Origin of the sequence: Pseudonocardia sp. (genome assembly GCF_050250275.1) — a bacterium.
Taxonomy (GTDB): Bacteria; Actinomycetota; Actinomycetes; order Mycobacteriales; family Pseudonocardiaceae; genus Pseudonocardia.
This window is the reverse complement of the sequence record NZ_JBFWOY010000024.1, coordinates 37,827-53,112: the sequence shown is the minus strand read 5'-3', so window position 1 is coordinate 53,112 and position 15,286 is coordinate 37,827. Positions and strand designations below refer to the sequence as shown.

14 protein-coding genes and 2 tRNA genes are annotated in these 15,286 nt (G+C 73.0%); 8 read left to right on the top strand and 8 right to left on the bottom strand.

Annotation, left to right across the window (positions count from 1 at the left end; translation table 11 throughout):
- Positions 1–6 precede the first annotated feature (6 nt).
- The 3 genes from AB7F12_RS21175 to orn all read right to left on the bottom strand — a co-directional run bounded on the left by AB7F12_RS21175 (position 7) and on the right by orn (position 925).
- Positions 7–82, bottom strand: a tRNA-Lys gene (locus tag AB7F12_RS21175).
- Between the two features lie 108 nt (positions 83–190).
- Positions 191–263 (bottom strand) — tRNA-His (locus AB7F12_RS21170).
- 35 nt (positions 264–298) lie between these two features.
- A complete protein-coding gene (orn, locus tag AB7F12_RS21165; protein ID WP_428497296.1) occupies positions 299–925 on the bottom strand; it encodes an oligoribonuclease in 627 nt (208 codons plus the stop codon).
- A 31-nt stretch (positions 926–956) separates the two neighbouring features.
- Between orn and AB7F12_RS21160 the strand changes: the two genes are divergently transcribed.
- The gene (locus tag AB7F12_RS21160; protein WP_428497295.1) at positions 957–2,516 is read left to right on the top strand and encodes a helicase HerA-like domain-containing protein; all 1,560 of its coding nucleotides are present in this window, start codon (positions 957–959) and stop codon (positions 2,514–2,516) included.
- Here AB7F12_RS21160 and AB7F12_RS21155 read toward each other — a convergent pair.
- The 5 genes from AB7F12_RS21155 to AB7F12_RS21135 all read right to left on the bottom strand — a co-directional run bounded on the left by AB7F12_RS21155 (position 2,427) and on the right by AB7F12_RS21135 (position 8,026).
- On the bottom strand, positions 2,427–4,049 hold the full coding sequence (locus tag AB7F12_RS21155) for a PH domain-containing protein (protein WP_428497294.1): 1,623 nt from the start codon (positions 4,047–4,049) through the stop codon (positions 2,427–2,429). The genes AB7F12_RS21160 and AB7F12_RS21155 overlap by 90 nt on opposite strands.
- Positions 4,046–4,546: a PH domain-containing protein gene (locus AB7F12_RS21150; protein ID WP_428497293.1), complete on the bottom strand. Its 501-nt coding sequence runs from the start codon at positions 4,544–4,546 to the stop codon at positions 4,046–4,048. The genes AB7F12_RS21155 and AB7F12_RS21150 overlap by 4 nt, the downstream gene beginning before the upstream one ends.
- A 67-nt stretch (positions 4,547–4,613) precedes the next feature.
- The gene (locus tag AB7F12_RS21145) at positions 4,614–5,747 is read right to left on the bottom strand and encodes a hypothetical protein (RefSeq protein WP_428497292.1); all 1,134 of its coding nucleotides are present in this window, start codon (positions 5,745–5,747) and stop codon (positions 4,614–4,616) included.
- Between the two features lie 158 nt (positions 5,748–5,905).
- Entirely contained in the window at positions 5,906–7,525 is a 1,620-nt protein-coding gene (locus AB7F12_RS21140; RefSeq protein ID WP_428497291.1) for an AMP-binding protein, read from the bottom strand.
- A 72-nt stretch (positions 7,526–7,597) separates the two neighbouring features.
- Positions 7,598–8,026, bottom strand: a complete 429-nt coding sequence (locus AB7F12_RS21135; protein ID WP_428497290.1) for an SRPBCC family protein — start codon at positions 8,024–8,026, stop codon at positions 7,598–7,600.
- A gap of 39 nt (positions 8,027–8,065) precedes the next feature.
- Between AB7F12_RS21135 and AB7F12_RS21130 the strand changes: the two genes are divergently transcribed.
- From AB7F12_RS21130 to AB7F12_RS21100, 7 genes are all read left to right on the top strand, one after another.
- Entirely contained in the window at positions 8,066–8,629 is a 564-nt protein-coding gene (locus AB7F12_RS21130; protein WP_428497289.1) for a TetR/AcrR family transcriptional regulator, read from the top strand.
- Between the two features lie 418 nt (positions 8,630–9,047).
- Positions 9,048–9,443: a cupin domain-containing protein gene (locus tag AB7F12_RS21125; RefSeq protein ID WP_428497288.1), complete on the top strand. Its 396-nt coding sequence runs from the start codon at positions 9,048–9,050 to the stop codon at positions 9,441–9,443.
- Positions 9,440–10,303 carry an MBL fold metallo-hydrolase gene (locus tag AB7F12_RS21120; RefSeq protein WP_428497287.1) on the top strand — a complete coding sequence of 288 codons (864 nt, stop codon included), beginning with the start codon at positions 9,440–9,442 and terminating at the stop codon, positions 10,301–10,303. The genes AB7F12_RS21125 and AB7F12_RS21120 overlap by 4 nt, the downstream gene beginning before the upstream one ends.
- An 81-nt stretch (positions 10,304–10,384) precedes the next feature.
- On the top strand, positions 10,385–11,536 hold the full coding sequence (locus AB7F12_RS21115) for a sugar ABC transporter substrate-binding protein (RefSeq protein ID WP_428497286.1): 1,152 nt from the start codon (positions 10,385–10,387) through the stop codon (positions 11,534–11,536).
- A complete protein-coding gene (locus AB7F12_RS21110) occupies positions 11,536–13,071 on the top strand; it encodes a sugar ABC transporter ATP-binding protein (RefSeq protein WP_428497285.1) in 1,536 nt (511 codons plus the stop codon). The genes AB7F12_RS21115 and AB7F12_RS21110 overlap by 1 nt, the downstream gene beginning before the upstream one ends.
- Positions 13,072–13,112: 41 nt before the next feature.
- Complete coding sequence (locus AB7F12_RS21105; protein WP_428497284.1) at positions 13,113–14,123, top strand: ABC transporter permease; 1,011 nt, start codon at positions 13,113–13,115, stop codon at positions 14,121–14,123.
- Between the two features lie 26 nt (positions 14,124–14,149).
- Entirely contained in the window at positions 14,150–15,262 is a 1,113-nt protein-coding gene (locus tag AB7F12_RS21100) for an NDMA-dependent alcohol dehydrogenase (RefSeq protein ID WP_428497283.1), read from the top strand.
- The last annotated feature ends 24 nt before the right edge of the window (positions 15,263–15,286 follow it).

Below are 15,286 nucleotides of genomic sequence, written 5' to 3'. Positions count from 1 at the left end.
CAGGAATGGTGCGCCGTCAGGGACTCGAACCCCGAACCCGCTGGTTAAGAGCCAGCTGCTCTGCCAATTGAGCTAACGGCGCAGAGTATTGAATTGTCTTTCAGAGACCCGCTGCGCCCCACCGCTCGGCGCCGTCGAAACGCTATCACAGCGCTTTCCGGCCCCTTCGCGGTGGGGGCACCGCGTTCCGGGTGAGTGACGGGACTTGAACCCGCGGCCCCCTGGACCACAACCAGGTGCTCTACCAGCTGAGCTACACCCACCATGTGCACCGGCCTCAACCGGCGACGGGAGAATACTAGCCCGCCCCCTGATCGCCCCCCACACCGGACCCCGACACCGCGGCGGCGGCGGCCTGGGCCTGCTCGGACGTCGGTCCGGGCGGGGAGACGAACAGCGTCGCGCGGTAGTAGGCGAGCTCACGGATGGACTCGCGGATGTCGGCGAGGGCGCGGTGCGCGAGGCCCTTCTCGGGCTTGGCGTAGAACACCCGGGGGAACCAGCGCCGGCACAGCTCCTTGATCGAGCTGACATCGACCATGCGGTAGTGCAGGTGCGCGTCGAGCTCGGGCATGTCGCGGGCGAGGAAGCCGCGGTCGGTGGCGATCGAGTTGCCCGCGAGCGGCGCGGAGACGGCGTCGGGCACGTGCTCGCGGATGTAGGCGAGGACGGCCTGCTCGGCCTCGCCGAGCGTGACCGTCGAGCGTCGCACCTCCTCGGTCAGCCCGGAGTGCGCGTGCATGTCGCGCACGACGTCGGGCATCGCGGCGAGCGCGGCCTCGTCGGCGTGGATGACGACGTCGACACCGTCGCCCAGGACGTTGAGGTCCCCGTCGGTGACGAGGACGGCGATCTCGATGAGTGCGTCGCGCTGCAGGTCGAGACCCGTCATCTCGCAGTCGATCCACACCAGACGGTCGTTCATCCCGCTACCCTAGGCGCTAGAGTCCGCCGACGTGGGGGAGAACACGAACGCCGATCCGGTGACCGCGGCCCAGCAGATCGCCGCCGGATACGCCACCGAGGGTCTCGCGCTGGAGCTCGGCACCGTCCTCGTCGACGGCGCGGTCGATCCGACGGCGAAGGTCCGCATCCCGTTCGCGACGCTGAACCGGCACGGCCTCGTGGCCGGTGCGACCGGTACCGGCAAGACGAAGACGTTGCAGGGCTTGGCCGGGCAGCTGTCCGACGCGGGTGTGCCGGTGCTGCTGGCCGACGTCAAGGGCGACCTGTCGGGCATGTCCCGCCCGGGCGTCGACGGGCCGAAGATCGCCTCCCGCGCCGCCGACACGGGCGACGACTGGACGCCGACCGCCTACCCGTGCGAGTTCCTGTCGCTGGGCGGGTCGTCGTCGGCGGTGCCGATCCGGGCGACGTTGACCCAGTTCGGCCCGATCCTGCTGTCGAAGGTCCTGGGGCTCAACGACACCCAGGAGTCGACGCTCGGCCTGATCTTCCACTGGGCCGACCAGAAGCAGCTGCCCCTGCTCGACACCAAGGACCTGCGGGCGGTCATCCAGCACCTGACGTCGGACGAGGGCAAGGCCGACCTCAAGGGCATCGGCGGGGTCTCGTCGGCGACGGCGGGGGTCATCCTGCGGGCGCTGGTGAACCTCGAGGCCCAAGGCGGCGAGGACTTCTTCGGGGAACCGGAGTTCGAGCCTGCCGACCTGCTCCGTCAGGTCGACGGCAAGGGCGTCGTCACGCTGCTGGAGCTGGCCGACCAGGCCGCCAACCCCAGGCTGTTCTCGACGTTCCTGATGTGGCTGCTCGCGGAGCTCTACGAGGACCTGCCCGAGGCGGGTGACCTCGACAAGCCGAAGCTGGTGTTCTTCTTCGACGAGGCGCACCTGCTGTTCACCGACGCGTCGAAGGCGTTCCTGCAGCGCATCGAGCAGACCGTGAAGCTGATCCGGTCCAAGGGCGTCGGCGTGTTCTTCTGCACGCAGCTGCCCACCGACGTGCCCAACGCCGTCCTGTCGCAGCTGGGTGCGCGCATCCAGCACGCGTTGCGCGCCTTCACCCCCGACGACCAGAAGGCGCTGGCGCGGACGGTCAAGACGTACCCGGTCTCCAAGGTCTACGACCTGGAGGAGGCCCTGACCTCGCTCGGTACGGGCGAGGCGATCGTGACGGTGCTGTCCGAGCGTGGCGCGCCGACGCCGGTGGCGTGGGCCCGGATGCGGCCGCCGCGCTCGCTGATGGACGCGATCGGCGAGCAGGCCGTCACCGAGGCCGCGAAGGCGTCACCGCTGTACCCGAAGTACGGCGTGACCGTCGACCGTGAGTCGGCCTACGAGAAGCTGACCGCGAAGATCGCCGAGCCCCCGCCGCCGCCCGCCGCGCCGGTCGACGCCCCTCCGCCCCCGCAGCCCGAGCGGCGCCGGGAGAAGGAGGAGCCGGGGATGGTGGCCGAGGTGCTGGGCTCACCGGTGGTCAAGTCGTTCCTGCGTTCCGCGGCCAGCGCCCTGGGCCGCGAGATCACCCGCGGCCTGTTCGGCACGCGGCGGCGCTAGCCCGGCGAACACCGCCGGGGTGATCGCCGCCGCGAGTGCCGCGCCGTCGGCGGCCGTCACGTCGGTCACGGGGTAGCCGCCGTCGCCCGCCGCGGTGACGGCCTCGACCGTGACCAGGCCGGCGCGACGCTGGAAGATGCTCTGCCGGATGCGCCAGCCGATGACGCCGTCGCGTTCCAGCACGACGGTGCGCCGGTGCAGCGAGCCCCAGCGAGTCACGAGGTGCCGCCCGGTGAGCAGGTGGCCGAGGTTGCGGTAGCGGTCGAACCCGACGGGTACCGCGAGCACGAGCAGCACGGTCGTCACCGGACCGGTCCAGTACCAGCCGGGCGCGGTCGTCGCCACGATCCAGCCCGCCGCGCACACCACCAGCGCGGGGACGACGGCCCGGGTCAGCCTGCGCCACAGGGCCTTCCGCGGATGTGGCCGGACGGGGGCGAGGGTGGCGCGCTCGACGGGCTGCCCGGCGACGGCCGCCGCGAGGGCGTGGGCCTCGCCCCGAGACGCGGGCGGCTGCACCGCCCCGCCCTGGCTGCCGTGGCCCAGCCCCGTCGCCAGCACGCGGGCCTGCGCGCCGCGCCCGGCGCGCAGCAGCAGCGGCTCGCTCACCTCGGCGCCCCGCTGACGGGTGCCCGCCACCGAGAGGGACCGCCGGGTCAGCAGGCCGCGGTGCACGCGCAGGGTGCGGTCGTCGTCGCGGGTGAGCCGGTAGCCCCACCAGCGCTCGGTGAACATCAGCAGTGCCCCGATGATCGCGACGACGAGCAGCGCCAGCCCGAGGACGCCGACGGTCAGCCAGACCGCGGCGCTGCGGACGCGGTCGGCGACGTCGGTGGCGAAGGGCAGGTCCCGCGGCCGGATGCCCAGCTCGTTGGTCACGTTCCACGCCGCCGCGACGAGGACGCCGGTGCCCGCGAGGGCGGAGAAGGTCAGCGGCGCGAACCGGATCCAGGGCCAGCGCAGCACGGACAGCACCTGTGGGTGGCGATGGTCGCCGTTCACGACCTGCGGCGGGTCGTCGGCCACCGCGCCGACACCGCGGCCGCCCACGCGTGCGGGCGCCCGGCCCGACTGCAGCAGCTCGGTCCGCAGCCGGGTGGCCTCGGCGACGCTCACGGCGTCGAGCTTCAGCCCGTGGTGGTCGACCGCGGCACCCGACGCCCCGCGCACGTGCAGGACACCGAGCCCGAAGACGCGGTGCAGCAGCGTCGACGTGATGTCGACCGTCCGCAGCCGGTCGCGGGGAACCGAGCGGCGCTGGCGCCGCACCCAGCCGCTGTGCAGCTCCACGCGGTCGTCGGTGATGCGGTAGCGGGTGGTCTTCCACCGGACGACGCCGAACCCGATCACCAGCACCGTGATGCCCAGGGTGATCCACAGCCGCACGGGGTCGCCGCGGCCGGTGAACAGCAGGATCAGCAGCACCGGGAGCAGCCGGACGACGTGCTGCAGCGGCGCGACGACCAGCATCTTCCCGTCGAGGCGCCGCCACGGGACCTCGGCCGCCGGGGCGGGCCCGGCCGCCTCGGTCACGTCGCGTCCCCGGGGGTGGCCTGCGTCGTCTCGGTGAGGACGCGGGCGAGCTCGGCGGCGTCGGGGGCGGCGAGCCCGTGGATCGCGACCGGCCCGCGGGCCGAGGCCGTCGTCACCGTGACGCTGGCCAGTTTCAGCCACTGCTGCAGCGGCCCGTGCTCGGTGTCGACGGTCTGCACCCGCGAGATCGGCGCGATCCGCCACTCCCGCACGACCAGCCCCGACAGCGTGTAGACGGCCTCGTCCGTGACCTCCCACCGGTGGATCCGGTACCGGATCGGCGGCACCACCAGCGTGTAGGCGGCGGCCAGGGCAGCGGTGACGATCGTCGTCACCAGGAGCCATGACGGCCGTCCGCCGAGCACGATCCACACGACCAGCTGCGGCCCGGCGAGCACGACGAGCGCTGCCAGCCCCTGCAGCCGCCACCACTGCACCGCGCGGGGATCGACGCGGTGCGCGGGCGGGCGCAGGGGGAGCGCGACGGCGGTGGTCATGGCTCCACTGTGCCCGGCCGCCGGTGGTACGCGTCGTTCGACCGTCCCCACCGCGCAGTGACATCCGTCAGGAGGCGGCGAACGCGGCGAGCTGGGCGCGGCGCACGATGTCGGTCTGGCCCTGCACCAGGTGGAACATCGCCTCCCGGGCCCACCGCTGCTCGGGGGAGGTGAGCAGCGTCGCGCTGCCCGCGCGCGCCGCGACCAGCGCGTTCGCCGACCGGACGGTCAGCTCCGCGATCTCCCCGCGCAGCCGGATCCGGTCGGCCGTCCGCTCGCCGGCGGGGACGTCGATCAGCAACGCGTGTGCCTCGTCGCGCAGCGCCGCACCGCGTTCGCCGAGTGCCCCCGCGACGTCGCAGACCTCGGGTCGGCGGCGGCCGAGGCGTTCCAGCTCGACCAGGACGCGGCGCAGCAGCCCGAGCGTCGCGGGGCGGGTGTCGGCGGTGCGCAGGGCGTCGGCGGCGGTCCACGCGGCGGCGTCGACGTCGAGCAGCACCTCCGCACCGGCGACGGCCATGTCGTCGAGCTCGAGCGGCACGGTGCGGGTGCCGCCCATGACGGCCAGGGGCGCCGGGGTGCCGACCCGCAGCCCGGGCCGCGGCGCGGTCGGGACCAGCGCGAACACGAACCTCCCGGTCGGGGTCGTCGCCGCGATCATCGTGAGGTCGGTGATGCCCCAGCCGGTGCACCAGGCGGCGGTACCGGTGAGGCGCCAGCCGCCGCCCGCCGCGGGTTCGGCACGGACGGCCGGGGCGCCGGGGCGGCGGATGTGGGCGACGGCGATGCCGGCGAGGGTCGTGGCGGCGGCCAGCCCGGGCCGGTGCCGGGCGGCGGCGGGGCCGTGCCGGTATGCCCCGGCTGCGACGCCCTTGATCGGCGATGTCGAGTCGGCCTGCGGGTTGCGGTGCTGGGTCACGACGAACCAGGTCGCCCCGCAGGTCCCGGCGAGCAGCTCGACGGTCTCCACGTCGACGCGTTGCGCCGCGCCGAGGCCGCCCTCGGCGACCGGGATGCGCACCGACAGCAGGCCCGCCGCCGCCAGCGCACGGGGGTGGGCGGGGTCGACGCCGCGGCCGGGGTCGTCGGCGGCCGGGGCGTGCGGGCCGATCACGTCGGCGCACAACCGGGTCGTCGCCGCGACGGCGGGATGGGCCGCGACCTCGGGCGGCGGGGCGAACAGCTCCTCGACGGTCGGCACGTCCCGACGCTACGTCAGTCCCGGCGCCCGAAGAACCGCGCGCAACCTCACGGTCGTCCCGGTGCCGCAGACCAACCGTGGGGTTGCGCCCGAACAACCGCGCGCAACCCCACGGTCGTCCACGAGCCGGAGTACAGCAATGAGGTTGCGCGCGACGGTCAGCGGGGCGGGGGGAGGTCGTGGCGGAGGACCTTGCCGGTCTGGTTGCGCGGCAACGCGTCGAGGACGACGACGTCGCGCGGCACGGCGAACCGCGACAACGAGCCGCGGACGGCGTTGCGCAGGGCGTCGGCGTCGATGCTCGCACCCGCGGCGGGGACGACGTAGGCCGCGAGGCGCTGCCCGAAGTCGTCGTCGGGCACCCCGACGACCGCGACCTCGAGCACCTCGTCACGTGCCGCGATCAGGGCCTCGACCGGCCCCGGGTGCACGTTCTCCCCGCCGGAGACGATCATGTCGTCGGCGCGGCCGGTGAGCTGCAGCAGGCCGTTCTCGTCGAGGGTGCCGACGTCGCCGGTGCCCAGCAGCCCGTCGTGCCTCTCGACGGTCGTGTCGCCGCGGGTGTAGCCCTCGAACGGCAGGTCGTTGCCGACGAACACCCGCCCCTCGACGCCGGGCGGGACGGGGCGGCCGTCGTCGTCGAGGATGCGCAGCGTGGTGCCGGTGGGCGCGCGGCCGGCGGTGCCGGGGGAGGCGCGCAGGTCGGCGGGCCCGGCGATCGACACCCACGAGACCTCGGTGGAGCCGTAGAGGTTGTAGAGGACGTCGCCGAAGCGGTCCATGAACCCGGCTGCGAGCCCGGCGGGCAGCGCCGACCCGCTGACGGCGACGATCCGCGGCGTGTGCCCCGCCCGCCAGCCCGGCGCCCCGGACTCGACGATGCGCTGCACCATGATCGGCACCGCGAACACGGTGTCGCAGCGGTGCGCGGCGACGACGTCGAGGAGGTCGGCCGGGTCGAACCGCGCCCGCAGCACGACGGTCGAGCCGTGCAGGACGGAGAGGTGCAGGCCCGCCGTGGCCCAGGTGTGGAAGAGCGGTGCGGCGATGTGCACGGGCACGCCCGCGCGCAGCGGGATCTCGGACAGGATCGCCGCGGCGGGAGCGAGCGTCGACGGGTGGGGGCGGCGGGCGCCCTTGGGCGGGCCGGTCGTCCCGGAGGTGAGGACGACCGTGTGGCTGCGCTCGGGCCGCACCGGCAGCCGCCCGCCGGTCGCGGTGGCGATCAGGTCCTCGCACGTCGGGTGCCCGTCGAGGGATCCGCGCGCGACGACGGTCGCGACCTGCGGGGCGACGTCGGTGAGCCGGTCGTGGAGGTCGGCGTCGGCGACGACGGTGTGCACGCCGAGGTCGGCGAGGACCTCGGCGATCTGGGTGGGGGCCATGCCGATGTTGAGCAGGACGATGTCGGCACCGATCTTCTCGGCGGCGACCGCGACCTCGACGGGGTGGCGCGAGTTGCGGCACAGCAGGGCGACGGGCTCGCCGGGGCCGGTCCTGCGGGCGAGCAGCGCGCGGGCGAGGCGGTCGGTGCGCCAGTGCACCTCGCCGTAGGAGAGGGCGCCGGTGTCGTCGATGATCGCGGTGCGGCCGGGGTGGCGTGCGGCGCCTGCGGTGTAGCCGGCGGCGACGCCGATGCCGTAGCGCACCAGCCCGGAGGCGATGCCTGCGATGCGGTCCGGTCGGACCGGCCGCACGACCCCGGACCGGGTGAGCGCCACGATCGCCCTGGCCGTTCCGGTCACCGACCCGATCCTGGCGCGGAGCGTCTCGATCACGGGGTCAGTCTCGCGGACCGGGCCCGTCGGCGCACGGGTCGTGGCGGTCTTCGCGATGGCGGGTACTGCCACTCACCCGGCGGCGGAGGCCAGGCGGCGCGCGGTCTCCTCGATGAAGGCGCCCAGGCGCTTCTCGATCAGCCGTGTGGTCCCCGGGATCTTCGCGGTGAACGAGGACCGCCACGAGATCTCCGTGCCGCCGGAGGCGGTGGGGGTGAGGTGGACGTCGGCGCGGTAGTCGCGGATCGGGATGCCCGAGAGCAGGACGTAGGCGAAGTGGCGGTCCTGCTCGACGGCGACGACCTCCTCGCGGGTGTTCGCCTGCCCGGTGAACGCCCGGATGGCGCCGACGCCGTCGGGGTCGGGGGAGCCCTCGCGTTCGAGGCGGGCGGTGGCGAAGTCGGCCCAGTCGGGCCAGGTGCTGACGTCGTGGAGCAGGGCGAAGACCGCCGAGGGCGGTGCGTCGCTGACGGCGTGGACGTCGATCCTCCCGGTACGCATGTACCAGACGGTACATGTACCACTTGGTACGGTCCAGGGATGAACGCGAACCGTCGCGACGAACTGCTCGCCGCGGTCCTCGAGCACCTCACGGTCACCGGCGCCACCGACCTGTCGCTGCGCGCCGTCGCCGAGGCCGTCGGCACCAGCCACCGGATGCTCAGCTACCACTTCGGTTCCCGGGACGGGTTGGTGCTGGCCGTGGTCCAGGCCGTCGAGGGCGCCCAGCAGCAGCTGGCCGCGGCGCTGGCCGCCGACACCGGGATGTCCGCGCCCGACCAGATGCGCGCGCTGTGGGCCCAGGTCTCGCAGCCGGGGCTGGCACCCAACGTCCGGCTGTTCTTCAGCCTCTACGTCCGCGGGCTGGCGGGGGAGGAGCCGGCGGCCCGGCTGCTCGACGGCGACATCGCACGCTGGGTGGAACCCTCCGCGCGAACCGCGCACGAGCACTACGGCCTACCCCTCGACCAGGCCCGCACCGACGTGCGGCTCGGCGTCGCCGTCGTCCGCGGGCTGCTGCTGGACCTGCTCGCCACCGGCGACCGCGACGCCGTCGACAACGCCTTCGAGCGGTACGTGACGTTGTGGGACAACGCGTTCTGACGGCGTCGGTGGCGCGGCGGCCGGGGGCGACGATGTCGGCGGGGGCGTCGTGGCGTTGTGGCCGGGCCGTGCGGGGGCTGTGAGTGTGCCGGATCGCGGGGCCGGCCGGTCGGGGCCGGGGACAGGGGACGGAGCCGTCCGGCGGCGGGTGCCGAGGTGCTGGGGCACCTCTCGTCGTGGACTGTGATCCGCGGCTCGCGGGCGACCGCCGGCGGGGCTGCGACGCCTGGTCGGGGGCGCCTGCGGGCACCGTCCGTGCGCGTGCCTAACGCGACCGTCACGTGAACGGAGCCCAGCTGCAAACCGACAACTGAAGACTGTTGACAGTTTTCAGCGGGGGGCTCTAGCGTCTCTCGCCAGACCCGGATCGCTCGTCGACCGGTGCATTCACGACAGTCGAAGGGGACGGTGGCGCGGGATGCCGAGTTACTGGGCCAGCTGGTCGGACCTGCCCGAACGGGAGGTGCTGCCCGGGAACTTCCGCACCGCGGTGACGGGCAAGGAGACGGGCGTCAACCGCATCCGGTGGGTCCACCCCACCACGCTGCCGGCGCACACCCATCCCGACGCGGAGCAGACGATGGTCGTCACCAGCGGCCGCATCGCGTTCACGGTCGGTGGGGAGGAGACGGTCCTCGCCGAGGGCGACGTCTGCGTGATCCCCCGCAACGTCGTGCACTCGGGACACAGCATCGAGGGTGAGGCAACCTTCGTGGAGATCTTCGCCCCGACCCGCATCGAGAACCTGCTCGGCTTCCTGGGCGGCGCGTCGATGCCCGACCCCGCCGGTCCCGCCGCCGAGGAGAACCGGTGAGCCTGCAGCAGGTCAGTGCGCACGTCCACGTCGAGACCGCCCACCTGGGCAGCAACAACTCGATCATCGTCGGCGCCGACGGTGTCGCGCTGGTCGACACCCCGCACAAGCCGACCGACGCCATCGCGTGGCGCGCGGTGGTCGACGGCTTCGGACGCACCCGGTTCGTCGTCAACACCGACCACCACCCCGACCACACGATCGGCAACTTCTGGATGGGCGGCGAGGTCGTCTCCCATCGCGGTACCCGGGAGCGCCTCCTGAACGAGGCACCCGACCACGACTACCTGGCCCGGCTGTTCGACCGCATCGATCCCGAGGCGGTTCCACTGCTGGCCGGGTACCGGGTGCGCGTCCCCGAGGTCGTCTTCTCCGACCGGCTCGACCTGCACCTGGGCGACGTCCACCTCGAACTGACCTTCCAGCCGGGGCACACGGCCAACAGCCTGATCGCCTATCTGCCCGAGGACGGTGTCGTCTTCACCGGCGACATCGTCTGCGAGGCGGGCCTGCCGTCGTTCCAGGACTCGCGGTTGTGGGACTGGTTCGACGCGATCGAAAAGGTCTCGTCCTACGACTTCGACGTTCTCGTCCCCGGGCACGGCGAGGTGGCCGGCCGCGCGGTCCTCGACCGCTATCGCGAGTGGGGGCGTGAGGTGGTCGGGCAGGTCGCCGCGGCGATCGGCCGCGGTGCGGACAGCGAGCAGGCAGCCGCGGAGATCCGGTTCGCGGACAACATCCACGTCGACACCGAGGACTACGTCGGCTACCCCGACGACCTCATCGAGATGTTCCAACGGCGGTCGGTCGCCCGCATCTACGACGACCTCGTCGAGCGGCCCGACCTCGCGTCGCGCTAGTCGCGCACACCCTGGGCGCCCCGGCGCCCACACGTGAACACCCGGCGCACCCCCGTGCCGCATCCCCTCGGAGAGTCATCCATGCGCATCTCGAAGATCGTCGTCGCGGTGGTCGCCGCCGCCTCACTCGGCCTGCTGGCCGGCTGCGGCGGTGGCAGCAGCGGGACCGGCGGCGACACCTCCAACGCCTCGGCCGCCGACACGCAGAAGGCGGAGGCGGCCCAGCAGAAGGTCGACGCCGCGAAGGCCGTTCCGGGCACCGACGACCTCGGCCCCGCGATCGACGTCAGCTCCCTCAAGGGCAAGACGATCTACAGCATCCCGATCGACAGCAAGGCCGAGTTCTACCAGGCGGGCGAGGCCGCGATGAAGGTCGTCGCGGAGAAGGCCGGCGTCGGCTTCGTGACCTTCCCCTCCGACGGCACCCAGACCTCCTACCAGCAGGGCATCGCCCAGGCCATCAACGCGAAGGCCGGCGCGATCCTGCTCAACGGGCCGCTGCCCTCGACGCTGGGCCCGCAGATCGACGACGCGACGAACGCCGGCATCCCGGTCATCCCGCTGCACCTGTCCGACAAGGACACCCCACCCGTCACCGGCCTGAAGTACGAGGCGTTCGCTCCGTTCAACGAGGCCGCGCACCTGATGACCCTCGCCGCGATCGGCGCGGGCAAGGGCGCCCCGGTCCACGCCCTGGTCATCCAGGCGTCGGAGACCGGCCCGTCGAAGGGCATGGTCGACACGATCCAGAAGGCGCTGACCGACGAGGCCCCCGCGGGCTCGGACGCCACCGTCATCAACGTCGCGGTGCCGCAGTGGTCGCAGCAGATCCAGAGCCAGGTCCAGTCGGCGCTGCTGAAGAACCCGAACATCAACGCGGTGCTGCCGATCTACGACTCGATGGCGCTCTACGCCGCCCCGGGCATCCAGCAGGCCGCCGGCGGCCGTGAGGTCCCGATCTACACGTTCAACGGCACGCCCTCGATCCTGAAGATGGTCCAGGACGGGACGGTCGCGATGAACGTCGCGGAGAACCCGGACTGGGTCGCCTACGTCAACATCGACGTCGCGTTCCGCGCGATGCTCGGTGCCCCGCCGGTGGCGGCGGAGTCCGGCCCGGTGCGCGTCATCGACAAGACCAACGTCGCGGACACCGGCAACCCGCCGGAGAGCGGCAAGGGCTTCGGCGACGCCTACGCCGGCGCGTTCATGGCGCTCTGGGGCCTGGGCTGATGACCGCCCCCGCGCCGCTGCTGGCCGTGACCGGGCTCGCCAAGGCGTTCAACGGCGTCCCTGCGCTGCGCGGGGTCGACCTCGACGTCCTGCCCGGCGAGGTCCACGGGCTCCTCGGGGCCAACGGCTCCGGGAAGTCCACACTGATCAAGATCCTGGCCGGGTTCCACGACGCCGACGGTGGCACCGTCACCGTCGGCGGGTCCACGGTGGCCGGCCCGTTCGGGGCGCGTGGCCTGCGCGACCACGGCCTCGGGTTCGTCCACCAGGACCTCGGCCTCGCCGGGACGTCCACGGTGCTGGAGCACATGGCGCTGGACTCCCACGGCGACGCCCCCGGGCGGCGCCGGGTGCGGTGGAAGGCCGAGCGGGCCCGGGTGACCGAGCTGCTCCACCGCTTCGACGTCGACGTCGACCCGGACGCCACGATCGACACCCTCTCGCCCGTGCAGCGGGCGATGGTGGCGGTCGTGCGCGCGGTCGGCTCGCAGGAGCTGTCGTCGGGCAGCGGGGGCGGGCAGATCCTCATCCTCGACGAGCCGACCGTGTTCCTGCCGCGCCACGAGGTGGGGCTGCTGTTCGCCCTGCTCGGACGGTTGCGGGCGCGGGGCGACGCCGTGCTGCTCGTCTCGCACGACCTCGACGAGATCCTCGAGGTCACCGACCGGGTGACGGTGTTCCGCAACGGGCGCACCGCCGGCACCCGCGCCACCCGGGGCGCCACCCGCGACGACCTCGTGCAGCTGATCCTCGGTGCCCGCGACGAGCACGTCGCCAAGGGTGCCGCCGCGGTGCGCTCGGACCGGCCCGCGCTGCTCAGCGCGCGTGGGCTGTCCGGGGCGCGGGTCCGTGACCTGGACCTGGACCTGCACGCCGGTGAGGTCGTCGGTGTCACCGGGCTGGCCGGGTCGGGCTTCGAGGAGCTGCCCGACCTGCTCTTCGGCGCCCGCCAGGCCACCGCCGGGCGGGTCGAGCACGGCGGCACCGTCGTCGCGAAGCCGACACCGGCCCGGTCGATGGACGCCGGTGTCGTGCTGATCCCCGCCGACCGCAAGGGGCAGGGTGGGGCGCTGGGCCTGTCGGTCCTGGAGAACGTGTCCCTGCCGTTCCTGACCGAGCGGGCCGGCGGCCTCCACGTCGACTGGAAGAGCCTGGACCGTCGTGCGCAGGAGACCTGCGACCGGCTGGGCGTGGTCCCGGCCGACCCGCACGCACTGTTCGGGCACCTGTCCGGCGGCAACCAGCAGAAGGCGCTGCTGGGCAAGTGGATGGACACCGGCCCGCAGGTCATGCTGCTCGCCGAGCCCACCCAGGGCGTCGACATCGGCGCCCGCCGCGAGATCTTCGCGCTCATCCGCTCCGCCGTGGCCCAGGGCATGGCCGTGCTCTGCGCGACGTCGGACTACGAGCAGCTCGTCGAGATGGCCGACCGGGTCCTCGTCCTCGACGGCGGCCGGATCAGCGCCGAGGTCGTCGGAGCCGACATCACCAAGGACGTCCTGGCGTCCGCCGTCTACGCGGAGGAAGCGTCGTGAGAGCCACCCGTTCCGAGTCCCCCGTGCCGAAGGTCGATCCCGTGACCCCCACCCCGCCGGCGGTGACGAAGCAGCGCAAGGCCCCCGCCGAGCCGGAGCGGTTCGCGCTCATCGGCGTCTGGGCGGTGCTGATCGTCGCGTTCAGCCTGGTCGTGCCGCAGACGTTCCCGACCGCGGCGAACGTCTCCAACATGCTGTCGTCGCAGGTCGTGCTGTTGATCCTGGCGATCGGCCTGCTCTACCCGCTGCGGGCGGGCGACTACGACCTGTCGGTCGCGTCGACGCTCAACCTGTCGACCGTCGTCGTCGCGATCCTGAACGTGCAGCAGGGCTGGAACATCTGGGTCACGGTGGTCGTCGCTATCCTCGCCAGCCTGCTCGTCGGGCTGATCAACGGCTTCGTCGTGACGGTCTTCGACATCAACCCGTTCATCGTCACCCTCGGCATGGGCACGGTCGTGCAGGGCCTGATCTACCTGCTGTCCGACACCTCCACGATCAGCGGCATCGACCGGGCGCTGTCGTCGGCGGTGCTGACGCGGCCCTTCCTGGGCATCCCGGTCGGCTTCTACTACGCGATCGTGCTGGTCGCCGTGGCCTGGTACGTCTTCGACAAGACCGCCTTCGGTCAGCGCCTGCTGTTCATCGGGCAGAGCCACGACGTCGCCCGGCTCAACGGGGTCAACGTCCCCGCGCTGCGGTGGCGCGCGCTGATCATCTCCGCGGGCTTCGCCGGTCTCGCCGGCGTCGTCTACGCCGGGACCACGGCCAGCGCCGACCCGGTGTCGGGGGCGGCGTTCCTGCTGCCCGCGTTCGCCGCCTGCTTCCTGGGCTCGACCGTGCTGCGGATCGGCCGGTTCAACCCCTGGGGCACGCTGATCGCGGTGTACTTCCTGGTCACCGGCATCACCGGCCTGCAGCTGCTCGGCGCCGAGCAGTACGTCCAGCAGCTGTTCTACGGCGGCGCGCTGGTCATCGCCGTGATCCTCTCCACGCTCGTCCGCAGCCGCGGCGAGCGCAAGCGGCGGGCCGAGGCCGCCGACCCCGCGTGAACACGAACGAGCGAGGAGCCAGTCGCATGAAGGTACGTGGAGCCGTCATCCACACGGTCGGCGGTCGGTGGGAGGTCGAGGACCTCGAGCTCGACGAACCGCGCGACCACGAGATCCGCGTCAAGGTCATGGCGTCGGGACTGTGCCACTCCGACGACCACTTCGTCACCGGCGACCTCGCGGTCACGCTGCCGATGGTCGGCGGGCACGAGGGAGCCGGCATCGTCGAGGCCGTCGGCCCGGGCGTCACGAAGGTGGCGGTCGGCGACCACGTCGCGACGCTGTTCATCCCCGCCTGCGGCAAGTGCCGCTACTGCGCCCGTGGCCAGCAGTACATCTGCGACAACGGCGCGGGCATGGAGCACGGCCGCGCCATGGACGGGACCGCCCGCTTCCACGCCGCCGACGGCTCCGACGTCGGCGGCGTGACCCGGCTCGGCACGTTCGCCGACCGGCTCGTCTGCCACGAGAACCAGGCCGTCAAGGTTCCCGACGACATCCCGTTCGAGCTGGCCTGCCTGGTGTCGTGCGGGGTGGCCACCGGTTTCGGTGCCGCGGTCAACGCGGGCCCGGTCCGCCCCGGCGACGTCGTGCTCGTCGCGGGCCTGGGCGGGGTCGGCGCCAACGCCGTGCAGGGCGCCCGGATCGCCGGGGCCGCGCACGTCATCGTCGTCGACCCGGTGCCCTACAAGCAGGAGCGGGCCGAGGACTTCGGCGCGACCGCCGCGTTCGGCACGATCGCCGAGGCCCGGCCGCTGATCGACCAGCTCACCAACGGCCAGGGTGTCAACGTCGGCATCGTGACCGTCGGCCGCGTCGACGGCGACATCATCGGGGAGGTCTTCTCCGCGGTCGGCAAGGCCGGGCGCTGCGTGCTGGTGTCGGTCGGCGCGGCCGACCGCCACATCGCCGTCAGCCCGCAGGACCTCACCAACTTCGCGAAGTCGCTCAAGGGCGTCATGTACGGCGACTGCAACCCGACCGCCGACATCCCCGGCCTGATCGAGCTGTACCGCAGCGGCGTCCTGCACCTCGACGAGCTCGTCACCCGGCGGTACTCGCTCGACCAGATCAACGAGGCCGTCGCCGACATGCACGCGGGCCGCAACATCCGCGGCGTGCTCGTCCACCAGCACTGACCTGCCTTCGAAGAGGACGTACGC